The following is a 23,418-nucleotide window of genomic DNA, read 5'->3' as shown; positions in this document are numbered from 1 at the left end:
GGCGCCCTGCCGCTTTCTGAAAGCTCAATCGAAAACAGGAGGACGGCATGCAGATCAATCGCACGGCTTCGGCTCATTGGACCGGTGGCCTCAAGGACGGAAAAGGCCTGATCTCGACGCAGAGCGGCGCCTTGAAGGATTATCCCTACGGCTTTGCGAGCCGCTTCGAAGGCGTTGCCGGCACCAACCCGGAAGAACTGATCGGCGCAGCCCATGCCGGCTGCTTCACCATGGCGCTGTCGTTGATCCTCGGTGAAGCCGGCTTTACCGCCGAGCATATGGAAACCTCTGCCAAGGTAACGCTCGAAAGCGTCGAGGGCGGCTTTGCCATCACCGCCATCCATCTCTCGCTCTCCGGCCGTATTCCCGGTGCCGATGAGGCGACCTTCACCGAACTCGCCAACAAGGCAAAGGCCGGCTGCCCGGTTTCCAAGGCGCTCGCCTCTGTTCCGATCACACTCGACGTCAAGATTGTCTGACACGTCACTCCATTGACGAAGTGCCGCGCGCTTCTCGCCGCGGCACTTTCCATTTGCGGCCCGCATTCTCGGTCCGCCTATTCCGAAGTCATTGGCTGTCGGCATGACGCGTGCGGTACAGGCCTTCTCCCCTTGCATCGATCTTCTCGAGTCGTCGCTTGTGCCGGATGGTGCTCAATCCGCGACGCCTCGTGCTGCGCCGCGGCATATTGACAAGTAACGCCTGATATTTTACGACTGACGAAATTCGAAAATCGTCAGTCGTAATTCAGGCCCCGAAACTTATGAATGACATCGCGGAAAATACACTCGACATCACGCGGCAGGAGAATGTCACGCGCATTCTCGATGCGGCCGAGCGGCTGTTCCGGCACTATGGCTACAGCAAGACGACGGTGGCCGACATTGCCCGCGATCTCGGCATGTCGCCGGCCAATATTTATCGTTTCTTCGCCTCCAAGGTGGAAATCCACCAGGCGCTCTGCGGGCGCATGCTCGCCACCGCTTATCAGATCGCCTACGACATCCGCCATCAGCCGATCAGCGCCAGCGAGCGGCTGCGCCGCTATGTCGAGACCCAGCATCAGTTGACGCTGGACCTGATGCTCGACGAGATGAAGGTGCATGAGATGATCATCGTCGCGATCGAGCGCGACTGGCACGTCATCGAAAAACATATCGACCGCGTCCATGATCTCATTGCCGAAATCATCGCCGAAGGCATTGCAGCCGGCGAGTTCGCCGAGCAGGACCCGGTCGTTGCCTCGCGCTGCTTCGGTGCCGCGACGAACACGCTCTGCCATCCGCAGATGGTGGCGCAATGTCTTGCCAAAACCAACCGCGCAAGCGTCGACGAACTGATCGACTACGTGATCAGGGCGCTGAAGAAATAATGGACGGCAGCCGCCGTCGGGACCCCCGAAACGATCCAGGAGTGCGGAAGATGTTTTCGCTCAAGACCCTCAGCCATCGCATGCCATCCGTCGCCAGTCTCGCGCTCATCGGCGCCATCGGCATCGGTGTTTCTGCCTGCTCGGAAGAGAAGGCTGAGGTCAAGGAGGTCATCCGACCGGTGAAGGTCGTCGAGATCGCCAAGGCCGGCGACACACGCAAGCTCGACTATTCCGGCTCGGTCAAGTCGCGCACGGAGATGAACCTCGGGTTTCGCGTCGCCGGCAAGATCACCGAACGCCTCGTCGATATCGGCGACCGGGTGACGCCGGGCGACGTTCTCGCCCGCGTCGACGCTACGGATTACCAGCTGGCGGTCAAGACGGCGGAAGCCAATCTCGCCGCAGCGGAGAGGAGCGTCGAAACCACCGATCTCGTCAACAAACGCGCCGAGCAGCTTTTCGACAAGAGCGTCGCCCCGAAGTCACAGGTCGAACAGGCCTCGCTCAGCCACGACCAGGCGATCTCGCAGCGCGATGCCGCACTTTCCGCACTTGACCAGGCGAAGAACCAGGTGAGCTACACCGAGCTCAAGGCCGGTCAGAACGGCATCGTCACCGCTATCAATGCCGATACCGGCCAGGTCGTCGGCTCTGGCACTGCGGTCGTCACGGTCGCCGTCGACGGCGAGAAGGAAGTGCAGATCGCGGTTCCGGAAAACGACATTGCCGAATTCAAGCCGGGCAAAACAGTCAAGGCAAGCTTCTGGGCCGACGACAGGCTGGTGCTCGACGGCCAGGTGCGGGAGGTTTCCGGAAGCGCCGACCAGCAGTCGCGCACCTTTGCGGTCCGGGTGAGCCTGCCGAACGATCCGCGCGTATTGCTCGGCATGACGGCGACGATCGAGGCCGACGTCAGCAATGGCAACAGCTATGTCTCGATCCCGCTCAGCGCACTGGCCGAGAAAGACGGCAAGCAGATGGTCTGGACCGTCGACCGCGATACGGCGACCGTGCATGGCCGCGACATCAAGGTCGCCGATTTCACCGGCGACGGTGTGCACGTGACCGAGGGCCTCGATACCGGCGATCTCGTCGTTTCGGCCGGAACGCAGTTCATGAGCGAGAACCTGAAGGTGAAGGTGCCGAACCAGCAGTCGGCCCTGGCCGCCACGGACCAGACCGTCCGCTGATCGCGCCATAGGATAGGGAACAAGACCATGGACGCCACCACCACCGAAAAGCGACCCTTCAATCTATCGCGCTGGGCGATCGGACATCCAAGCATCGCCCGCTTCCTCTTCGGGCTGATCATCATCACCGGCGTGCTCGGCCTGATGCGCATGGGTCAGCGCGAGGATCCCGAATTCACCTTCCGCGTCATGGTCGTTCAGGCGCTCTGGCCAGGTGCTTCCATTCAGGAAATGGAAGATCAGGTCGTCAACAAGATCGAACGCAAGCTGCAGGAAACGCCGCATATCGACTGGGTCAAGTCCTATACCCGAGCGGGCAGTGCGATCATCACCCTGCAGGTCAAGGGCGACACGAATTCGCAAGAGGTGGCGGATGCCTTCTATCAGGTGCGCAAGAAGGTCGGCGACATCTCTAATGAGCTGCCGCAGGGCCTGCTCGGCCCCTATTTCAACGACGAGTTCGGCGATACCTTCATCACGCTGCATTCGATCAGCGGCGACGGCTATTCCTATCCGGAACTGAAGAAATTTGCGATCCAGGCGCGCGACATGCTGCTGACGACGCCGGGCGTCGAGAAAGCCGTCATCATCGGCGACCAGCCTGAGAAGATCTATATCGACGTCTCGTCCAAGGCGCTCGCCGAGCGCGGCCTGACGATCCTCGATCTGCAGAACGCCATCAAAGGCCAGAACAATGTCGATCCGGCCGGCTCGGTCGATACCGGCCTGCGCTCGGTGCGCATATCGGTCGAAGGCGACGTGAAGAAGGCCGCCGACATCCGCGAGCTGCGCCTTCGCGCCGGCGGTCAGGTGACGCGCCTCGGCGATATCGCCACCGTCAGTTCCGGGCTCGAAGATCCCTACCAGCGCAAGTACCGTTTCAACGGCCACGATAGCGTTCAGGTCGGTGTCGTGATGGCCAAGGGCTTCAACGTGACCGATGTCGGCAAGGGCGTGGAGGCGACCTATCAGCGTTTCGAAGAGGCGCTGCCCTACGGCGTCGCCGTCGATCAGATCGCCAACCAGCCGGACGTCGTGACGGATGCGGTCAGCGAATTCATGCATGCGCTCGGCGAAGCCCTCATCATCGTGCTGGTCGTCTCGTTCGTGTCGATCGGCTGGCGATCGGGGCTCGTCATCGCCATCGCCATTCCGCTGGTGCTCGCCGCCACCTTTGCGCTGATGTATGAACTCGGCATCGACCTGCAGCGCATCTCGCTCGGCGCGCTGATCATCGCGCTCGGCCTGCTTGTCGACGATGCGATGATCGTCGTCGAGATGATGGAGCGAAAGCTGGAGGAGGGGCTCGTCAAGATCGACGCGGCAAGCTTCGCCTATTCCTCGACTGCCTTCCCGATGCTGACGGGCACGCTGATCACCACGGCCGGCTTCATTCCGGTCGGCTTCGCCGCCTCGACGGCCGGCGAATATGTGCGGTCGCTGTTCTACGTCGTCGGCATCGCGCTTGTCACCTCGTGGTTCGTCGCGGTCTACTTCACGCCGTGGCTCGGCTATATGATCCTCAAGCAGCGCCATCACGCCGGCGAGCATCACGACGCCTTCGACACCGGCTTCTATCGCAGGCTGCGCGGCACGGTCGGCTGGGCGGTGCGCCACCGGGTCATCGTGCTGCTGCTGACGCTCGGCACCTTCGTCACCAGCCTCTGGGCCTTCCAGTTCATTCCGCAGAATTTCTTCCCGCAATCCTCGCGGCCGGAAATCCTCGTCGATCTCTGGCTGCCCGAGGGTACCAGCATCAAGGAAGTCGAAGTGCAGGCAAAGGCGCTCGAAGCCAAGATGATGGATGATCCCGACAAGCGGTTCATCGCCACCTATATCGGCGAAGGCGCGCCGCGCTTCTTCCTGCCGCTCGACCAGCAGCTGCGCAATCCAAACTTCGCCCAGCTGCTCGTCATGGCCAATGACGAACCGGCGCGCGAGCGGCTGATCGTCAAGCTGCGGACGATCCTTGCCGAAGACTTCCCTGATATTCGCGGCAAGGTCGACCGCCTCTTCCTCGGTCCCCCGACCGGCTGGCCGGTGCAGATGCGCGTCATGGGGCCCGACCGCCAGGAAGTCAGGGAGATCGCCAACCAGGTAAAGGCGCGCTTCCAGGCCAATCCAATGCTCGGCGCCATCCATGACGACTGGCTGGAAGAGGTGCCGGCGATGAAGCTGGTGATCGACCAGGACCGCGCCCGGGCACTTGGCGTCACCTCGCAGCGTGTCCGACAGATGTTGCAGACCGCCATGTCAGGGGCTGCGCTCGACGATTTCCGCGACGGCGAGGAGACGGTCTCGATCGTCGCCCGCGAGCCGAATGCCAGCCGTTCGCTGCTGTCGGCGGTCAACTCGGTCTATGTCCCGACGGATTTCGGCGGTTTCGTGCCGGTCTCGCAGGTCGCCAAGGTCGTGCCCGTCATGGAGCAGGGCATCGAATGGCGGCGCGACAGGCTGCCGACGATCACCGTGCGCGCCACGTTGCCTGACGATGTGCAGCCGAACGACGTGGTGATGAAGATGTATGCCGACATGAAGGACCTGCGCGACCGCCTGCCAGCCGGCTACAAGGTCGAGATCCAGGGCGGCGCCGAGGATGCGGCGGAAAGCCAGATGTCGATCGCCGCCAAGGCGCCGATCATGCTCGCCGTCATCGTCGTGCTGCTGATGGTGCAGCTGCAGCACTTCGGCAAGGCGATGCTGGTGCTCGCCACCGGCCCGCTCGGGATCATTGGTGCTGCGGCTGCATTGCTGATCAGCGGCGCGCCCTTCGGCTTCGTGGCGATCCTCGGCGTCATCGCACTGCTCGGCATCATCATGCGCAATTCGATCATCCTGGTCGACCAGATTGACCAGGATATCAAGGCCGGCATGCACCGGCAGGAGGCGATCGTCGGCGCGGCCGTGCGACGTTTCCGGCCGATCATGCTGACGGCGCTGACCGCCGTGCTGGCGCTCATCCCGATCTCGCGTGGTGTCTTCTGGGGTCCGCTTGCCTACGCGATGATGGGCGGCATCCTGGTTGCGACCGTGCTTACCATTCTGGTTCTGCCCGCCGGTTACGCCCTTTTCTTCGGCCGGGAGCCGAAGGCAAAGGACGAGCCGGGCCAGCATGCCGACGCCATCCAGGAAGAGGCGGATGACAGACATCCGCCGGCGTTGGCAGCAGAGTGAGGACGGCGCGGCGAAAGCCGCGCCGTTTTCCTTGCAGGTCACAGCTTACTCATCAAAGCGCGTCGCTGCCTACAGCGCCGCGCGTCTTTACCGCCTGCTCCGTCTTGGAACTGCGCGCCGATTCCATTGCCGCCTCGAAAAAGCTAAGCTGCGAAAGCATGCCGGGAGACCGACCGCGATCCCGGCCACCCATTGACGAGGCAAGGCATGACCATGACCGATTACCATCTGGAAGCAAGCTGGAGCCCGATCGAGGGCAGTTTTGGGCGCCTCACCTTCACGCTTTTCAATCTTTCGACCGAGCGGCTGTCCGGCTTCTCGCTCGCCTATACCTCGGAGACGCGGGTTGCCGACAAACATGTCTGCGACGGCGGCAGCCTCAAGCGGCAGGTCGCGCATTTCCATGAATTCCTGCCGCCCGAAGACCTGAGCGTGCCGCCCGGCGGGCGCTGGCGGTTCACCGTCGAGGGGCTGACCAGGGAGCCGAAACATAGGACATCAGGCGTCAAATCGGCCTATCTGACACTTGGCGACGGACGCCACGTTCCTGTTGGTTTCGGCGATCTCATGCTCGAAGGCCGGAATGGCGGCGTGGCGTCGCCGCTTCTGCCGCCAGGCCGGGCCGAGGAACCTTATTCGCTGCTGCCCTGGCCGCTGGCGCTCGGGCTGAAGGCGGGAGAGCTGCCAGTCGTCCTTTATCCGGCCGAGCGGACGCGGCCCGATGCGGTTAAGGCTCTCTCTCTGGTTCTTGCGCTTTACCAGCGGCTCTATCCGGGCGACAATATGCCGTTTTCCCTCAGTGTCGTCGAAGGCGGGCGGGCCATTCGTTTCGTCACCGAATCGTCGATCGCCGTCTTCGCCTACGAGTTGCGTTTTACGGCGCATGAGATCGTGCTTTCGAGTGCGGATGCCGCCGGGCGGCATTACGGGCTGATCAGCCTGGCGCAACTGCTGCACGGCGCCCGCGCCGATCCCGAGCGCTTCAAATTCCCCAGTTTCGGCACGATCGCCGACCAGCCGCGTTATGACTGGCGCGGCTGCCATCTCGATGTGTCCAGGCAGTTCTATCCGGTGGCAGACGTCGTCCGGCTGATTGATATTCTCGCCTGGAACAAGCTCAACATCTTCCACTGGCATCTGACGGATGACGAAGCGTGGCGGCTAGAGATCAAGGCCTATCCCGCGCTGACGGAGATCGGCGCGCGGCGCGGGCCGGATGAAGTGCTCGTGCCGCAGCTCGGCGACGGGGCGCAAACGCGCTCCGGTCATTACACGCAGGAGGATGCCAGGCGGATCGTTGCGCATGCAGCCTCGCTGCATATCGAGGTGCTGCCGGAAATCGATATTCCGGGCCACAGCATGGCAACGCTGTTCTCGCTGCCCGAGCTCGTCGACGGACAGGAGGCGCCGGACAGTTACCGCTCGGTGCAGGGTTATCCGAACAACGCCCTCAATCCGGCGGTGGAATTCACCTATGAATTTCTCGGCAAGGTGTTCGACGAGATGGTGGCGCTGTTCCCCAGTGAATATCTCCATATCGGCGGCGACGAGGTGGCGCAGGGTTCCTGGCTTTCCTCGCCGCTCTGCAAGGCACTGATGGAGCGGGAGAAACTTGCCGGCACCGCCGAGCTGCAATCCTATTTCCTGAAACGTATCAATGCCATGCTGTCGGAACGCGGCAGGAAACTTGCCGGCTGGAACGAGGTCTCGCATGGCGGCGGCGTCGACCGCGACGGCACGCTGCTGATGGCCTGGGAGAAGCCCGCCGTCGGCATCGAGCTGGCAGAGGAAGGCTACGACGTGGTGATGACGCCAGGGCAGGCCTATTATCTCGACATGGCGCAGGCTGAGGCCTGGACCGAGCCGGGCGCCAGCTGGGCGGGCTACGCGCCGCCGGAACACACCTACGCTTACGAGGCCGAGGGCGAGCTGCCGGAGGCGTTGCAGGAGAAGATGCGCGGCATCCAGGCCTGCATCTGGACCGAGAACTTCGTCTCACGCGCCTATTTCAACCGGCTGGTTTTTCCGCGTCTCCCGGCGGTCGCCGAGGCTGCCTGGACGCCTTCCGCGCGCAAGGACTGGGATCGCTTCGCAGCGATCGTGCGGATGTGGCCGGTGCTTTAAGGAATCGCAATTCCGGACGGAAAATCGCTTCGCACTTTTCGTCGAATTGCTTCAGGCCGCCTCGGCCTTCAGCCCCAGCAGTGCCGCGCCGATCAGGCCGGGTTCGATGCGGCATTCGCTGCGCACCACCAGCGGGCGATCGAACTTGCGCAGGATGCGGGCGCGCACGGCGTGGTCGAGCTCGGCAAGCAGCGGCTCGACATTGGAAAGCCCGCCACCGACCGGCACGATGGTCGCGCCGGTGATGTTGATCGTCAGCGCCAACGGCGAGGCGACGAGATCGACATAGACGTCGATCGTCCGTGTCGCCTTCTCCTCTCCTTGGCGCCACTGAGCGATGATCTCCTCGCTGGCAAAGTCGAGATCGTGCAGCGTCTTGTGCAGGCGCTCCAGGCCGCGGGCGCCGCCGACAGTGTCGACGCAGCCCTTCTGGCCGCAGCCGCAGGCATAGGCGGGAATGGCGACGGGCGGATTGCCGGCTGCGGATGCGATGATCGGCCCGTGACCCCATTCGCCGGCAAAGCCGCCGGCCTCGTTGACGAGGCGCCCGTCGGCAACCAGGCCGCCACCGACGCCGGTGCCGAGGATGGCGCCGAAAACGATGCGGTGGCCGCGGCCGGCGCCGAGACCGGCTTCGGCAATAGCGAAACAGTCGGCATCGTTGGCGATCAGCACCGGCAGGCCGAGTTCGGCTTCGAGATCGGCTGCGAGCGTGCGGTCGTGGATGCAGGGAATGTTGGCGCAGATCAGGCGCTGCGTATCGGGATCGACGACGCCGGCGATGGAAAGGGCGATGCCGTTCGGCTGCTCGCCGGTTTCGGCGATGATGCCGCGCAGGGTCTCGACGAAAGCGGCAAAATCATCCCTGGGTGTCGGGCGGCGGCCGAGGGGAACGATGTCTGTCTCGGAACGAGCGATGCCACCCTTGATGGCGGTGCCACCGATGTCGAATGAAATGATCATTGCCACTCTGCCGTTTTCTGGTCTCCCAGCGTCTGCTTGCATTGTTGGCGGGGAATTTCAAGCGCTCATTCGGCGGTGGTGTCGCCGGCTTAAGGGGCGTGCCGTCTGCCACCCCCTCTGTTTTGCCGGACACCTCTCCCACAGGTGGGGAGATCGGATAGGCGGGACGGGTTTCCGTCTTCCATTCCGTCATGGCAAGACGTTGGAGAAATCGGGTGAGCCCAAGCCCATCGGCTCCGATTACAGCTGCAATTTCTAACCCCGCAAGTCATTCAATTGGCATATTGCATCGCCAGAATCCGGCCCTACACTTTCATCAACTGCCGGACCCACGACGATCGATACGAGAGAAAACAGTACCATCCGAAGACCACGTCCCAAAGGCCGCCGCCTCTCATCCATTTTGCGGCAGATGGCCGCCGATCAGAGCCGCGAACGGATCTCGATCGGCGATCTATTCGACACGATGGGTGACAGGGCGATCAGCGCGTTGATGCTGATCTTCGCGCTTCCGAACGCCTTTCCCACTCCGCCCGGAACCTCGGCCGTGCTCGGGGCGCCATTGGTCTTCCTGGCAGCGCAACTGACCTTCGGGCTGAAACCCTGGCTACCGAAGGTGATTGCCAACCGTTCGATGCGCCGGGAGGATTTCGAGTCCATCGTCGGCCGCATCCACCGCTGGCTCGCCTGGGCCGAACGCATGCTGAAACCGCGGCTGGCGATCTTCGCCGAACCGCCGGCGGAATATCTTGCCGGGGCGGCATGCCTGTTGCTGTCGATTGTGCTGTTGCTGCCGGTCCCGCTCGGCAACATTCTGCCGGCGATCACGATCTCGGTCTTCGCTTTCGGCATATTGGGCCGTGACGGTCTCTTCGCGCTCATCGGCTTCGTGATGACAGCCGTGTCGCTCGTCATCGCCGGCGGGGTGATTTACGGTCTCGTGAAGGCGGCGATCTATCTTGTCGTGCAATGGTTTGCCTGAGCGGATTTGCCCGAGTGACGGCGGTTATTTGGCGGGGCTCTTTGCAACAGGCTCGACATTTGCCGGAATTTTGTTTTGATCTGGCGCGATACAGACTCAAATCATGTTCGGCGACGGCACGCCGGCTCACTTTGCGCGGTAGGCACTAGATGGTAAAAAGATCCGAGACCCCTGCACGGCTCGACGATGCGGCGCGTGCCGGCTGGCTCTACTACGTCGCCGGGCGCACGCAGGACGAAATCGCCGCTGCGATGGGTATCTCGCGGCAATCGGCGCAGCGGCTGGTGTCGCTGGCGGTCGCCGAGCGCCTGATCAAGGTGCGGCTCGATCATCCGATCGCCGCCTGCCTGGAGCTCGGCAGTCAGCTGCGCCGGAAATTCGGGCTGAAACATGTGGAGGTGGTGCCGAGCGATCCCGCGTCGTCGTCGACGACGGTCGGTATCGCCGAGGCGGCGGCGGCCGAGATCGAGCGGTGGCTGAAACGGCCCGAGCCCATCGTACTCGCCATCGGTACCGGCCGCACCCTGAAGGCGGCCGTCGACCAGCTTCCGGCGATCGAATGTCCCAATCACCGCATCGTTTCGCTGACCGGCAATATCGCCCCGGACGGATCGGCGGCCTATTACAACGTCATCTTCAGCATGGCCGATGCGGTGAAGGCGCGACACTATCCGATGCCGCTGCCGGTGCTCGTCACCTCGGCGGAAGAGCGCGAGTTGCTGCATGGCCAACAGCTGGTGCGCTCGACGCTTAATATGAGCGCGCAAGCGGATGTCACCTTCGTCGGCATAGGCGAGCTCGGCATCGATGGGCCGCTCTGCGTCGACGGTTTTCTCGAGAAGGACGAGATGATGGAGCTGATGCGCGGGGGTGCTGTCGGCGAGATCTGCGGCTGGATCTTCGATGTCGACGGCAGGCTGATCGACAACCCTATCAACGAGCGCGTCGCGTCGGCGCCGATCCCGTCCCGCGACGCATCGATGGTCATTGGGCTGGCCAAGGGCAAGCGCAAATTCAAGGCGATCAGGGCTGCCGTTGTCGGCCATCAAATCAACGCTCTGATCACCGACGAAGAGACCGCTGAGTTTTTGCTCAAGAACTGAGCAAAAAATATTCTAGTTAAATCAATGGGATCACTACCGCCTTCGGCGTTGCAGCAACGATTGCCGATTGACATTCTTTATCGTTTGTTGAGTAATTGCCCATGAGCGAAGCGAATGCTCACACCCCATCTTCTGGGAGGAAGATTATGACATTGAGAACTTTTCTGCTGGGCGCCTGCTCAGCACTGGCGTTTGCCGGTATGGCTTCGGCCGAAACGCTTACGATTGCGACCGTGAACAACGGCGACATGATCCGGATGCAGAAGCTGACGGATGATTTCAAGGCGAAGAATCCCGGCATCGACCTTGAATGGGTAACCCTCGAAGAAAACGTACTGCGCCAGAAGGTCACGACCGACATCGCGACCAAGGGCGGCCAGTACGACGTTTTGACGATCGGCACTTATGAAGTGCCGATCTGGGCAAAGCAGGGCTGGCTGGTGCCGCTCGACAATCTCGGCGCCAATTACGACGTCGACGACCTGCTGCCGGCGATCCGCAGCGGCCTGACCATGGACGGCAAGCTCTATGCGGCGCCGTTCTACGGCGAAAGCTCGATGGTGATGTACCGCAAGGACCTGTTCGACGCCGCCGGCCTGAAGATGCCCGACGCCCCGACCTGGGACTTCATTGCCGACGCTGCCCGCAAGATCACCAACAAGGACAAGGAAGTCTACGGCATCTGCCTGCGCGGCAAGGCCGGCTGGGGCGAGAACATGGCCTTCCTGACGGCCATGTCCAACTCCTTCGGCGCCCGCTGGTTCGATGAAAGCTGGAAGCCGCAGTTCGATCAGCCCGAATGGAAGGACACGCTCGACTTCTACGTCAAGCTGATGAAGGATGCCGGTCCTCCGGGCGCTTCCTCCAACGGCTTCAACGAGAACCTGGCGCTCTTCCAGACTGGCAAGTGCGGCATGTGGATCGATGCGACCGTTGCTGCATCCTTCGTCAGCAACCCGAAGGAATCGACCGTCGCCGACAAGGTCGGCTTTGCGCTGGCTCCCGACAAGGGCCTCGGCAAGCGCGGCAACTGGCTGTGGGCCTGGAGCCTTGCCATCCCGGCAGGTTCGCAGAAGGCCGAAGCCGCCGAGAAGTTCGTCGCCTGGGCCACGAGCAAGGATTACACCAACCTCGTTGCCGAGAAGGAAGGCTGGCTGAATGCACCTCCAGGCACCCGCAGCTCGCTCTATGCGAATGCGGAGTACCAGAAAGCGGCTCCCTTCGCCAAGACGACGATCGACTCGATCAACTCGGCCGATCCGAGCAAGCCGACCGTCAAGCCGGTCCCCTATGTCGGCGTCCAGTTCGTGGCGATCCCGGAATTCCAGGGCATCGGCACGGCAGTGGGCCAGCAGTTCTCCGCAGCTCTTGCCGGCCAGCTTTCGGTCGACCAGGCCCTGCAGGCCGCACAGCAGCTGGCAACCCGCGAAATGACCAAGGCCGGCTACATCAAATAAAGCCTCCTGAGCAAGAGGCGGATCCTTGACAATCCGCCCCTCTGGGCCGCCGATTGCCCGAACTGCATCGGCGGCCTCTTTTTTCAGACAAAGCTGCCTTGCGGCCGCTCCCCGCTTCAGTCCAGATCGGTGATTGCCATGGCAACCTTACATACCCGCTCCGCCGCGCGCCTGATGATCGCGCCCTCCGTGCTGCTGCTCTTTGCATGGATGATCGTCCCGCTTGTGATGACGATCTATTTCTCGCTGCTGAACTACAATCTGCTCAGCCCCGGCATGGAGAGCTTCGTCGGCTTTCTGAACTACGAATATTTCCTGACGGATCCGGCCTTCTTCGCCGCGCTGATCAACACGCTGCTGCTCGTCGCCGGCGTGTTGCTGATCACCGTCATCGGCGGCATCGCCTTTGCGCTGCTGCTCGACCAGCCGATGTACGGTCAGGGCATCGTGCGTATCCTGGTGATTGCGCCGTTCTTCGTCATGCCGACGGTGGCCGCACTGGTCTGGAAGAACATGTTCATGAACCCGGTCAACGGGCTCTTTGCGCATCTTGCCAAGGCGCTCGGCCTGCAGCCGATCGACTGGCTGGCGAATGCGCCGCTGTTTTCCGTCATTCTGATCGTCGCCTGGCAGTGGCTGCCCTTTGCCACCCTCATCATGCTGACCGCGCTGCAGTCGCTCGACGAGGAGCAGAAGGAAGCCTCCGAAATGGACGGCGCCGGTCCGATCTCGAAGTTCATCTACATCATCCTGCCACACATGGCGCGTGCCATCACCGTGGTGATCCTGATCCAGACGATCTTCCTGCTTTCGGTCTTTGCCGAAATCCTCGTCACCACCAATGGCGGGCCGGGCACCGACAGCACCAACCTTACCTATCTCGTCTATGCCCAGGCGCTGCTGCAGTTCGATATCGGCGGGGCATCGGCCGGCGGTATTGTGGCTGTTATCCTCGCCAATATCGTCGCGATCTTCCTCGTGCGCCTCGTCGGCAAGAATCTGGAGGCTTGAGATGGCCAGAAAAGTCACAACGCAGCGCAAGCTCATCGTCACCGCGATCGCCTGGACGCTCGGCATCCTGATCTTCTTCCCGATTCTCTGGACGTTCCTGACCAGCTTCAAGTCGGAAGCCGACGCCATCGCCTCGCCGCCGCAATTCCTGTTCTTCCACTGGACGACGGAAAACTATGCGGAGGTGCAGAGCCGGTCGAACTATCTCAGCCACTTCATGAACTCGGTGATCATCTCCTTCGGCTCGACGCTGATCGGCCTGATCATCGCCATTCCGGCCGCCTGGGCGATGGCGTTTTCGCCGACCAAGCGGACCAAGGACGTGCTGATGTGGATGCTGTCGACCAAGATGATGCCACCGGTCGGTGCATTGATCCCGATCTACCTGCTGTTTCGTAATTCTGGCCTGCTCGACACGCGCACCGGCTTGGTGATCGTGCTGACGCTGATCAACCTGCCGATCATCGTCTGGATGCTCTATACCTACTTCAAGGAAATCCCCGGCGAGATCCTCGAAGCGGCGCGCATGGATGGGGCGTCGCTGATGAAGGAGATCGTCTACGTGCTGACGCCGATGGCGGTGCCCGGCATTGCCTCAACGCTGCTTTTGAACATCATCCTTGCCTGGAACGAGGCGTTCTGGACGCTCAACCTCACCGCCTCGAAGGCGGCGCCGCTGACGGCCTTCATCGCTTCCTATTCCAGCCCCGAGGGCCTGTTTTACGCCAAGCTCTCGGCGGCATCGACGATGGCGATCGCGCCGATCCTGATCCTTGGCTGGTTCAGCCAGAAACAACTCGTCCGCGGCCTGACCTTCGGCGCTGTGAAATAACATAAAAGGGAGAGAAACATGGGCAGCATTACCCTTCAGAAGGTTTCCAAGGTCTTCGGCGAAGCCAAGGTCATCCCTTCGATCGATCTCGACATCAAGGACGGCGAGTTCGTCGTCTTCGTCGGCCCGTCGGGCTGCGGTAAGTCCACGCTGCTGCGGCTGATCGCCGGGCTCGAGGATGTCTCCGGCGGCAAGATCGTCATCGACGGCAGGGACGCCACCGAAAAGGCGCCCTCGGAGCGCGGCCTTGCCATGGTGTTCCAGTCCTATGCGCTCTATCCGCATATGAGCGTGCGCAACAATATCGCCTTCCCGCTGAAGATGGCGGGCGTCGACAAGGCGGAGATCGACCGCAAAGTGACTGATGCGGCCCGGGTGCTGAACCTCACCGACTATCTCGAACGCAAGCCGCGCCAGCTGTCCGGCGGCCAGCGCCAGCGCGTGGCGATCGGCCGCGCCATCGTGCGTCAGCCTTCGGCCTTCCTGTTCGACGAACCGCTGTCGAACCTCGATGCGGCACTCCGCGTCAACATGCGCCTCGAAATCAGCGAGCTGCATCAGCAGCTGAAGACGACGATGGTCTACGTCACCCACGACCAGGTCGAGGCGATGACCATGGCCGACAAGATCGTCGTCCTGAACAGGGGCAATATCGAGCAGGTCGGCTCGCCGCTCGAACTCTACAGCCGCCCCCGCAACCTCTTCGTCGCCGGCTTCATCGGATCGCCCAAGATGAACTTCATCACAGGCCAGCACGCCGCCGCGCTGAACGCACATACCATCGGCGTCCGGCCCGAACATGTGCTGTTGTCGATGGAGAGCGGCGACTGGAAGGGCAGGGTCGTGGTCGCCGAACATCTCGGCTCCGACACCTTCCTGCATATCGACGCCGAGGGCATCGGCATGTTGACGGCGCGCGGCAGCGGCGACTTCCCGGCGAAAGCGGGCGACACGGTCTTCCTGACGCCGGACCGTTCGCGTATTCACAAATTCAACGAGGGCGGCCTTGCCATCTGAAGCGGGCCGCCGGGCTGGGGGCAGGCATGCGAGCCGGACGATGGCGCCCGGCCGTCTCGGCAAGACCTTCAAGAGGACTGAAACATGACGTGCAAATTATCGCTGGCAACACTTTCGGATGTGGCACGCACTGCCGCCATCCCTGGATATGACAGGGCATCGCTGAAAGCCGGCATCGTGCACTTCGGCGTCGGCAATTTCCACCGTGCCCACCAGGCGATCTATCTCGACGATCTCTTCAACGCCGGCACGGATCACGACTGGGCAATCGTCGGCGCCGGTGTGCTGCCGTCGGATGCCGCCATGCGCGAAAAGCTTGCGGCGCAGGATTTCCTGACGACGGTGGTCGAACAGGACAGCAACAAGACGGCGGCGCGCGTCACGGCACCGATGATCGACATCCTGCCGGTCGGCGATGCCACTGCGATCATCGCCAAGCTTGCCGATCCCGAGATCCGCATCGTCTCGATGACGATCACCGAAGGCGGCTATTTCATCGACGCATCAGGCACATTCAATCCGACCCATCCGGCGATCGCCGCCGACGGACAAAATCCCAATGCGCCGAAGACAGTGTTCGGCCTGATCGTCGCCGGCCTAAAAGCGCGCAAGGACAAGGGCATCGGTCCCTTCACCGTCATGTCCTGCGACAACATTCCCCATAATGGCGTCGTCACCGCCAATGCCGTCGTCGGCACGGCCGCACTTTCGGACCCTACCTTTGCCGACTGGATCCGGGCGAATGTCGCCTTCCCGAACGGCATGGTCGACCGCATCACGCCGGCGACCAGCCAGCGCGAGGTCGATTTCCTCCGGGACAATTTCCAGATCGAGGACAGTTGGCCGGTCTATTGCGAGGAATTCAAGCAATGGGTGCTCGAGGATAAGTTCACGGCCGGCCGGCCGGCGCTGGAAAAGGTCGGCGTCACCTTCGTCCCCGATGTCACGCCCTACGAGCACATGAAGATCCGCATCCTCAACGGCGGGCATGCCGCGATCGCCTATCCGGCGGCGTTGATGGACATTCATTTCGTTCATGATTCCATGGAAGACCCGCTGATCCGCGCCTTCCTTGCCAAGCTAGAGAAAGACGAGATCATCCCGATCGTGCCGCCGGTGCCGAACACGTCGCTGACGGATTATTTCGCCCTGATCGAACATCGCCTGCTCAATCCGAAGATTGCCGACACTATTCCGCGGCTGGCGCAGGATGGCTCCAACCGCCAGCCGAAATTCATCCTGCCGTCGACGCTTGACAATCTGCGTCAGGGCAGGGACGTCGTCGGCCTGGCGTTGGTTTCAGCACTCTGGTGCCGCTATTTCGCCGGCAAGACCGACAGCGGCAAGGATATCGTCTTCAACGACGCGAGCGCAGAGCGCCTGCATGCGGCGGCGCTGAAAGCCAAGGACGACCCGTCGGCCTTTCTCGTCTTCGACGATATTTTCGGCGAAGTGGCGAAATCGGAACTTTTTCGCAAGCGTTTCGCCCATGCTCTCAAAACCCTGTGGGAAAAGGGCACGCGGGAGACGCTGCAGCTCTATCTCGACGGCAAGCTCGCAGTGTAAGGAATCCGGATGGCGGTATCTGCTGCCGCCATTCGTCCGGCCTTGCGAGCGACGCGGGACGGTAACACGTCCGAATTGAACTCAGGTTGGGTGTTCCATGGCTGATGCTGAAACACGGCTGGTGATCTTCGATTGCGATGGCGTACTCGTTGACAGCGAACCGATCTCGATCAGCGTGCTCGTCGGGGCGATGAACGATCTCGGCGTCTCGATCACCGAAGACCAGGCTTATGAGCGGTTTCTCGGCCGCAGCCTGTCTACTCTCATCGATACGCTGGAAACCGAATTCAACGTTCATGCCGGCGAGGAATTCCTCGAGCGTATCCGCACCGATCTCTACGCCCGCCTTCGCACAGAACTGAAGCCGATCGAGGGTATCGCCGCGGCGATTGACGGGCTTGGCGTTCCCTGTTGCGTTGCTTCGTCCAGCCAGATGGAGCGAATCCGGCTGTCGCTGTCGGTGACCGGACTTCTCGACAAGCTGCCCGACATCTTCAGTGCGACGATGGTCAAGCGCGGCAAACCGGCGCCCGATCTCTTCCTGCATGCGGCGCGTGAAATGCAGGTCGAGCCGGCTCATTGCCTTGTCGTTGAAGACAGCCCGGCCGGCGTTGCCGCGGCCAAGGCGGCAGGCATGACGGTCTTCGCCTTCACCGGCGGATCACACGCCAACTTCGCCGGATACCGTGCCGAACTCGACCGCCTTTCGCCGGAAGTGGTGTTTGACGCCATGCCGGATTTGATACACCTTGTCCGCAACCATAAGCTGGACGGGACCAAGACTTGATGCGTGATCATGTGGTTGCGGTGGATATCGGCACGGGCAGTGCGCGCGCCGGCGTCTTCGACGCACACGGTCGCCTGCTCGCCAAGGCCGAGCATCCGATCGTGATGAACCGGCCGCGCGAAAACCATGCCGAGCACGATTCCGAAGATATCTGGTCGGCCGCCTGCATGGCAGTGCGCAGGGCGATGGAGCAATCCGGTATCGCCGCCGCCTCGGTCGGAGCGATCGGCTTCGATGCCACCTGTTCGCTCGTCGTCCGTGACGTCGAGGGCCGGCAGCTCAGCGTTTCCACAGGCGGGGAGAGGCGTTTCGACACGATCGTCTGGCTCGATCATCGGGCGCTGAAGGAAGCCGATTTTTGCACGGCGACGCAGCACAGGGTGCTCGAACATTCCGGCCACGTGATGTCGCCGGAAATGGAGATGCCGAAGCTGATGTGGCTGAAGAAGAAGCTGCCCGCCACATGGGAAAAGGCTGGCTATTTCTTCGATCTCGCCGATTTCATGACGTGGAAATCGACCGGATCGCCCGCCCGTTCGCGCTGTACGCTGACGGCGAAATGGAACTATCTCGCCCATCTCGAAAAGGGCTGGCAGCAGGATTTCCTGGAACGGATCGGCCTCGAGGACCTTCAGGCGCGCGGCCATCTGCCGGATGAGACCACGCCTGTCGGAGACAGCGTCGGCCGGCTGACGCAGGAAGCGGCGGAAGCGCTGGGGCTGACGACGGACTGCCATGTCGCCGCCGGGATGATCGACGCCTATGCCGGCGCACTCGGCGCGCTCGGCGGCTACGCCGCCGATCCTGTCAAACGCGAGCACCAGCTGGCGCTGATTGCCGGCACGTCGAGCTGCATCGTTACCTTCTCGCGGGAACGCAAGCCGAGCCATGGCATGTGGGGTCCCTATTACGAGGCTGTCTTCCCGCAGTCCTGGCTGGTGGAGGCCGGGCAATCGGCGACCGGCGCGTTGCTCGACCACATCGTGCGCATGCATGCGGCCGGTGGCGAGCCGACGGCAGCGCTGCATCAGAAGATCGTCGCGCGCATCGCCGAATTGCGGGCCGAGGAGGGCGATGACTTCGGTGCGCGGATCTTCGTGCTGCCGGATTTCCATGGCAACCGTTCGCCGCTCGCCGATCCGCACGCCGTCGGCGTCGTCAGCGGGCTGACACTCGATACGTCCTTCGACGGGCTCTGCGCGCTCTATTGGCGCTCTGCGGTGGGGATTGCGCTTGGCATCCGCCATATCCTGGAAATGATGAAGGAATACGGTTACATGCCCGATACGCTGCATATTGCCGGCGGGCATGTGAAGAACCCGGTGCTGATGGCGCTTTATAGCGATGCGACCGGCTGCAAGGTCGTGGTGCCGAAGATGAACGAGGCGGTGCTGCTCGGCACGGCAATCGCAGCATCCGTCGCGTGCGGCTTGTACAAGGATCTGGCGGCGGCCGGCGAGGTGATGTATCCGGGCGGCGACGAACGGCTTCCCGACAAGGCCAAGCAGGCGCTTTACGACCGCGACTACCGCCGTCTTCTCGCTATGCACCGGCACCGCGCCGAATTGGAAACGATGCAATAGAGCGCCGCTCTATGACTTTGAATCTGCGAATAACCCTTTCCGACAATCGATTCCGATTTTCGGGGTTATGCGCTGGCCTTTTAAATTAATGGTTTGCCGTCTCGCCGAGGACGGTTGCGAATTCCATCATGCGGCGGCGGCGAAGCGCCGCCTCCTCTCCGACTTGGAGGATGACGGATTCAGACAGGCAATCGAGCAGCGCGATCAGCGGCGGAAGATTGTCGAGATCGGGGGCGCGAGCGGGCGGCAAGGGCAGCATGACGTTCGACTGGTCCGCCATCCAGTCCGCTTGCTGCGGCGAAATGAGCACGACCTTATAGCCGTAGCGCCGCGCCGTTCTGGCAAGCAGCCGCGCCTTGGCGAAGCGGCGGCAATCGATGATGACAAGCAGCGCGTCGTCGACCGCCAGCCGGGCGAAGAGTTCCGCAAAACGGTTGTCGGCAGCGTCGAGCGTGCGAACGCCGTCGCGGGCTTGCGTCAGCCGCTGACAGAAATGATTGGCCAGGCTTGAGAGCCGCGCATGCGTGGCGATCGACACTTCGCGGGCAGTGCTGATCAAGCCGACGGCTTCCGACCAGTGCGGCTGCGCCGTCAGATGATAGATATGATGGAGGGCCTGGATCTGTTCGGCAACCAGCACGGCGAGCGGTTTGCCCTCCGCAGCGTCGGCATGCAGCTCGCTCATAGCGCTCTGCAATTGCGCCGGCGATGTCGTCACGGTCTCGCGAATCTCCACCTTGACGCTGTCCAATCCCTGATAACCGAGCGAGCGCAGGAAGCGCCCGACGGTCATCGGCGAGAGATCCAGCCTGTCGGCAACGGACGCAGCCGTCTCGAACGGCAGGTCGTTCAGGTGTTCGGTGAAATATTTCGCGATACGGCGTTCGGCCGGTGTGCCGGTTTTTGCGTATTGCCTGAGTTTTTGCACAAAGTCTTCCACGTCAGCCTCCCCGTCTTCCCTCAGAGGCGTTCCGTGGATGCGCTGTTGCGACCCCTTGTCTTTGCAACTATTTCGGAAGCTGCTTCTCAGGCCCGTGTGTATTTTATATGCGTCACAATATTATATTAGTATTTAGTTTTCGACAAGTTTTCTATTACTGCATGCAATTTTATTCTCTCTTGTCGGTGGCCTCCATCTTTCCTACATCTTCGGCGCAACCGGAGACGCCTGAGACATGATTCTTGACGCCGCTCGCCTTTCGCTCGCCAATTTGTTCGCATCGGAAACACGTTCTGTCTTCTGGAAAGTGCTCGGCCTGACGATTCTCGTGCTCGTCGGCCTCTGGTTCGCGCTGCGCGGGGCCTTCATGGCCTTCCTCTTTCCCTGGCTCACGGGTTTCTTTCCCGATATGCCGGATTGGGCAGGGTGGCTCGCTTTCCTCTTCGCGATCCTGGCCGGTATCGGCCTTGCGTTGATGCTGGCGCTGCTGCTGTCGCCGGTCACGGCGCTGATCGCCGGCCTGTTTCTCGACGATGTCGCCGATGTCATCGAAAAGCGCGACTATCCCAAGGACGCGCCGGGCACCGCCATGCCGCTCGGTCCGGCGATGGCAAGCTCGATCAAGTTCCTCGGCGTGGTGATCCTCGGCAATATCGTGGCATTGTTGCTGCTGTTCATCCCCGGCGTCAATCTGGTCGCGTTCTTTCTGGTGAACGGCTATCTGCTCGGACGGGAATTCTTCGAATTCGCGGCTATGCGCTCCCGTTCGCCTGATGAGGCACGGCTCTTCCGCGCCAAGCATGCCTCCACGGTCTTTCTCGGCGGGCTGGTGATCGCCCTCTTTCTGGCGATCCCGATCGTCAATCTTCTGACGCCGCTTTTTGCCGCCGGTATGATGGTGCATCTGCACAAGCTGGTTTCCGCACGCGATACCGGTTTGCGCGCCTGAGGCTCAGCCAGGCAGAGCGGAGACGTCGTACATCGCCAAGAATTCAGCGCTCGGCGGGATCGGCTTGATGATGTCGATCAGCACGCCGTTCGGATCGGCGGTGATAAAGTGCCGCTGGCCGAAATCCTCGCCGCGGATTTCTCTCAGAATTGGCAGGCCGGCGCTCCGGCAGGCTGCGTAGATCGCATCGACATCGGCGACCTCGAAATTGAGGAGCAGGCCGGACACCCTGCTACGGGCTATGGCCGGGATGGTTTCGTGGCTGCCGTCAAGGATGGCAAGCGCGATATGCTCCTCCTCTGCCGATTGCAGGTGAACATACCAGTCACTCTCGAACAGCGCCCTGAAGCCGAAATGCATGCAATAGAAGCTGGCGGTGCCGGCGACGTCGTCGGTCATGATGACAGGATAATAGCTCGTCAACTTCATCTGTTCCTCTCTTCGATTTACATACAGCCTGTATGTTTTTGACTATTAACATACATTCTGTTTGTATGTAAAGAGAGCGTATGAGCCGCAGCAATCGCGAGAGAACAGAACAGACGAGACAGGCGCTGATCGACGCCGGTCGGCGTCTCTTCGTCGAGAAAGGTTATGCCGAAACCGCGACGCCGGAGATCGTGGCGGCGGCGGGAGTGACGCGGGGCGCGCTCTACCATCATTTTGAAGACAAGAGGGCGCTTTTTCGCGCGGTTATCGAATGCGAGGCGAAAGCGGTGGCCGAGGCGATCGAGGCGCATTCGGCGTCGTGCGATGCGCCGCGTGCCACGCTGATTGCCGGTGCCTCGGCCTACTTCGATGCGATGAGGGCAGAAGGGCGGACGCGGCTGCTGCTGATCGAGGCACCTGCCGTTCTCGGCTTGTCTGCGACCGCGGCGATTGATGCAGAGAATGCGGAAGCGACGCTGCGGGCAGGGCTTGCAGCCATGCTTCCGGAGGCCGGCACTATGCTCGAACCGCTGACGTCGCTGCTATCGGCGGCCTTCGACCGGGCGGCGATCGCGATCGAGGCAGGCGCTGAAAGGCGGCCTTACGAACAGGCGATCGCTGTTCTACTCGACGGCCTCGCCGATTACCTGCGGCGGTAGCTCAATCAGCGGCGCCGGCACATCCCAACTCTTATCCGCCGATTTGCAGAGATCGGCGATGATACAGCGCTCGCATTCGGGCCGGCGCGCCTTGCAGGTGTAGCGGCCATGCAGGATCAGCCAGTGATGGGCATGATAGAGGTAGTGTTTCGGGATCACCTTCATCAGACGCGCCTCGACCTCGTCAGGCGTTTTGCCGGGGGCAAGCCTGATGCGGTTGGCGATGCGGAAGATGTGGGTGTCGACGGCCATCGTCGCCTGGCCAAAGGCCATGGAAAGCACGACATTGGCGGTCTTGCGCCCGACGCCCGGCAATTTCACCAGTTCGTCGCGTGTCTCCGGCACCTTGCCGCCGAATTGGTCGATCAGCATCTGCGAGAGCGCGATGACGTTCCTCGCCTTGTTGCGGTAGAGGCCGATCGTCTTGATGTAGTCGCGCAGCCGCTCCTCGCCGAGATCGAGCATCTTTTCCGGCGTATCGGCAACCTTGAAGAGCGCGCGCGTCGCCTTGTTGACGCCGACATCGGTCGCTTGCGCCGAAAGTGCCACGGCGACGACGAGCGTGAAGGGGTTGGTGTGCTCGAGCTCGCCCCTCGGTTCAGGCCGCTGCACCGAGAAGCGACGGAAGATCTCCTCGCGCTCGGCCAATGAATAGGCCGTGCGCACCGCCGCCGCCGATTTGCGGCTGACGATCACTTTCGCGTCCTGAGGCGTCTTGCTAACGGATTTGCGTTTCGGATTTGCCATGGAAACTCTATACTCAGCAGCCATGATGGAAAGCAACGCCGAGAGCTTCAACGAGCAGCCTGTTTTCGCTGCCGAACTCTTTCCCCACCGGTCACTTGGCCGCCGGGGCTTCAAGGTGCTGCTTGCCCTGTCCGGTGCCGTCTGCTTCCTCTACGGCATGTTCTTCATCGTCACAGGCGCCTGGCCGATCGGTTTCTTCTTCGGACTGGATTTCGTGCTTCTCTACGGCGCCTTCTGGCTAAGCTACCGCTCCGGGAAGGTACGCGAGGAGGTGACGGTTTCGCGCACGGACGTTTCGGTGCGCAAGTTTGGGCCATCAGGGCGGATGGTGGAGCATCATTTCAATCCGTTCTGGACGCGTTTCCTCGTTCGCCGGCACCAGGAGATCGGCATCCTTTCCATGCATATCTTCGGCGAGGGCCGGCGCACGGATATCGGCTCCTTCCTCAATCCCGACGATCGCGAAAGCTTCGCCAAGGCCTTCAAGGGAGCACTGGCGACGGTCAAGCAGCGGATCTGAACCTATCCGACGG

General features: G+C 61.9%; 21 protein-coding genes. 17 read left to right on the top strand and 4 right to left on the bottom strand.

Annotated elements, in window-relative coordinates; translation table 11 throughout:
• Positions 1-47: 47 nt before the first annotated feature.
• From ELH03_RS19030 to ELH03_RS19005, 5 genes are all read left to right on the top strand, one after another.
• Positions 48-479, top strand: coding sequence for an OsmC family protein (locus tag ELH03_RS19030; RefSeq protein WP_017967997.1), 432 nt, complete (start codon positions 48-50; stop codon positions 477-479).
• 284 nt (positions 480-763) lie between these two features.
• Entirely contained in the window at positions 764-1,372 is a 609-nt protein-coding gene (locus ELH03_RS19025; protein ID WP_128404181.1) for a TetR/AcrR family transcriptional regulator, read from the top strand.
• A 50-nt stretch (positions 1,373-1,422) separates the two neighbouring features.
• The gene (locus ELH03_RS19020; protein ID WP_128404180.1) at positions 1,423-2,562 is read left to right on the top strand and encodes an efflux RND transporter periplasmic adaptor subunit; all 1,140 of its coding nucleotides are present in this window, start codon (positions 1,423-1,425) and stop codon (positions 2,560-2,562) included.
• A 27-nt stretch (positions 2,563-2,589) separates the two neighbouring features.
• Complete coding sequence (locus ELH03_RS19015) at positions 2,590-5,736, top strand: efflux RND transporter permease subunit (protein ID WP_130766586.1); 3,147 nt, start codon at positions 2,590-2,592, stop codon at positions 5,734-5,736.
• Between the two features lie 213 nt (positions 5,737-5,949).
• The gene (locus ELH03_RS19005) at positions 5,950-7,860 is read left to right on the top strand and encodes a beta-N-acetylhexosaminidase (RefSeq protein WP_130659604.1); all 1,911 of its coding nucleotides are present in this window, start codon (positions 5,950-5,952) and stop codon (positions 7,858-7,860) included.
• Positions 7,861-7,911: 51 nt separating this feature from the next.
• Here the strand turns inward: ELH03_RS19005 and ELH03_RS19000 are convergent, their stop codons facing one another.
• Entirely contained in the window at positions 7,912-8,823 is a 912-nt protein-coding gene (locus ELH03_RS19000) for an ROK family protein (protein WP_128404177.1), read from the bottom strand.
• A 403-nt stretch (positions 8,824-9,226) separates the two neighbouring features.
• Here ELH03_RS19000 and ELH03_RS18995 point away from each other — a divergent pair, with 403 nt between their 5' ends.
• From ELH03_RS18995 to ELH03_RS18955, 9 genes are all read left to right on the top strand, one after another.
• On the top strand, positions 9,227-9,805 hold the full coding sequence (locus tag ELH03_RS18995) for an exopolysaccharide biosynthesis protein (protein ID WP_018483646.1): 579 nt from the start codon (positions 9,227-9,229) through the stop codon (positions 9,803-9,805).
• 149 nt (positions 9,806-9,954) lie between these two features.
• Complete coding sequence (locus tag ELH03_RS18990; RefSeq protein WP_018072680.1) at positions 9,955-10,908, top strand: sugar-binding transcriptional regulator; 954 nt, start codon at positions 9,955-9,957, stop codon at positions 10,906-10,908.
• A 146-nt stretch (positions 10,909-11,054) separates the two neighbouring features.
• Positions 11,055-12,365 carry an ABC transporter substrate-binding protein gene (locus tag ELH03_RS18985; RefSeq protein WP_018497490.1) on the top strand — a complete coding sequence of 437 codons (1,311 nt, stop codon included), beginning with the start codon at positions 11,055-11,057 and terminating at the stop codon, positions 12,363-12,365.
• 138 nt (positions 12,366-12,503) lie between these two features.
• Positions 12,504-13,376 carry a carbohydrate ABC transporter permease gene (locus ELH03_RS18980; RefSeq protein ID WP_018497491.1) on the top strand — a complete coding sequence of 291 codons (873 nt, stop codon included), beginning with the start codon at positions 12,504-12,506 and terminating at the stop codon, positions 13,374-13,376.
• A 1-nt stretch (position 13,377) separates the two neighbouring features.
• Positions 13,378-14,208, top strand: coding sequence for a carbohydrate ABC transporter permease (locus ELH03_RS18975; protein ID WP_018072683.1), 831 nt, complete (start codon positions 13,378-13,380; stop codon positions 14,206-14,208).
• An 18-nt stretch (positions 14,209-14,226) separates the two neighbouring features.
• Entirely contained in the window at positions 14,227-15,225 is a 999-nt protein-coding gene (locus ELH03_RS18970; protein ID WP_018072684.1) for an ABC transporter ATP-binding protein, read from the top strand.
• A gap of 84 nt (positions 15,226-15,309) precedes the next feature.
• On the top strand, positions 15,310-16,791 hold the full coding sequence (locus ELH03_RS18965) for a mannitol dehydrogenase family protein (RefSeq protein WP_130766585.1): 1,482 nt from the start codon (positions 15,310-15,312) through the stop codon (positions 16,789-16,791).
• A gap of 97 nt (positions 16,792-16,888) precedes the next feature.
• Positions 16,889-17,578 carry an HAD family hydrolase gene (locus ELH03_RS18960; protein ID WP_130766584.1) on the top strand — a complete coding sequence of 230 codons (690 nt, stop codon included), beginning with the start codon at positions 16,889-16,891 and terminating at the stop codon, positions 17,576-17,578.
• Positions 17,578-19,161 carry an FGGY-family carbohydrate kinase gene (locus tag ELH03_RS18955; RefSeq protein WP_130766583.1) on the top strand — a complete coding sequence of 528 codons (1,584 nt, stop codon included), beginning with the start codon at positions 17,578-17,580 and terminating at the stop codon, positions 19,159-19,161. Before ELH03_RS18960 ends, ELH03_RS18955 begins: the two co-directional genes overlap by 1 nt.
• An 85-nt stretch (positions 19,162-19,246) precedes the next feature.
• On the opposite strand, the gene ELH03_RS18950 is transcribed toward ELH03_RS18955, so the two are convergent.
• A complete protein-coding gene (locus ELH03_RS18950; protein ID WP_018072687.1) occupies positions 19,247-20,101 on the bottom strand; it encodes a MurR/RpiR family transcriptional regulator in 855 nt (284 codons plus the stop codon).
• 235 nt (positions 20,102-20,336) lie between these two features.
• Between ELH03_RS18950 and ELH03_RS18945 the strand changes: the two genes are divergently transcribed.
• Positions 20,337-21,050 (top strand): sulfate transporter family protein, encoded by a 714-nt coding sequence (locus ELH03_RS18945; RefSeq protein WP_128404172.1) that lies wholly within the window; start codon positions 20,337-20,339, stop codon positions 21,048-21,050.
• Between the two features lie 3 nt (positions 21,051-21,053).
• Here the strand turns inward: ELH03_RS18945 and ELH03_RS18940 are convergent, their stop codons facing one another.
• Positions 21,054-21,479 carry a VOC family protein gene (locus ELH03_RS18940; RefSeq protein WP_128404171.1) on the bottom strand — a complete coding sequence of 142 codons (426 nt, stop codon included), beginning with the start codon at positions 21,477-21,479 and terminating at the stop codon, positions 21,054-21,056.
• An 80-nt stretch (positions 21,480-21,559) separates the two neighbouring features.
• Here ELH03_RS18940 and ELH03_RS18935 point away from each other — a divergent pair, with 80 nt between their 5' ends.
• Positions 21,560-22,138: a TetR/AcrR family transcriptional regulator gene (locus tag ELH03_RS18935; RefSeq protein ID WP_130766582.1), complete on the top strand. Its 579-nt coding sequence runs from the start codon at positions 21,560-21,562 to the stop codon at positions 22,136-22,138.
• Here the strand turns inward: ELH03_RS18935 and nth are convergent.
• Positions 22,103-22,909, bottom strand: a complete 807-nt coding sequence (gene nth / locus ELH03_RS18930; protein ID WP_197730001.1) for an endonuclease III — start codon at positions 22,907-22,909, stop codon at positions 22,103-22,105. The two genes, ELH03_RS18935 and nth, sit on opposite strands and share 36 nt — an antisense overlap.
• Between nth and ELH03_RS18925 the strand changes: the two genes are divergently transcribed.
• On the top strand, positions 22,908-23,405 hold the full coding sequence (locus tag ELH03_RS18925) for a DUF2244 domain-containing protein (protein WP_128404204.1): 498 nt from the start codon (positions 22,908-22,910) through the stop codon (positions 23,403-23,405). The two genes, nth and ELH03_RS18925, sit on opposite strands and share 2 nt — an antisense overlap.
• Positions 23,406-23,418 lie beyond the last annotated feature (13 nt).

Origin of the sequence: Rhizobium beringeri, from assembly GCF_004306515.1 — a bacterium.
Classification (GTDB): domain Bacteria; phylum Pseudomonadota; class Alphaproteobacteria; order Rhizobiales; family Rhizobiaceae; genus Rhizobium; species Rhizobium beringeri.
The sequence above is the reverse complement of the archived record's forward strand: the minus strand, read 5'-3'. Positions and strand labels throughout refer to the sequence as shown.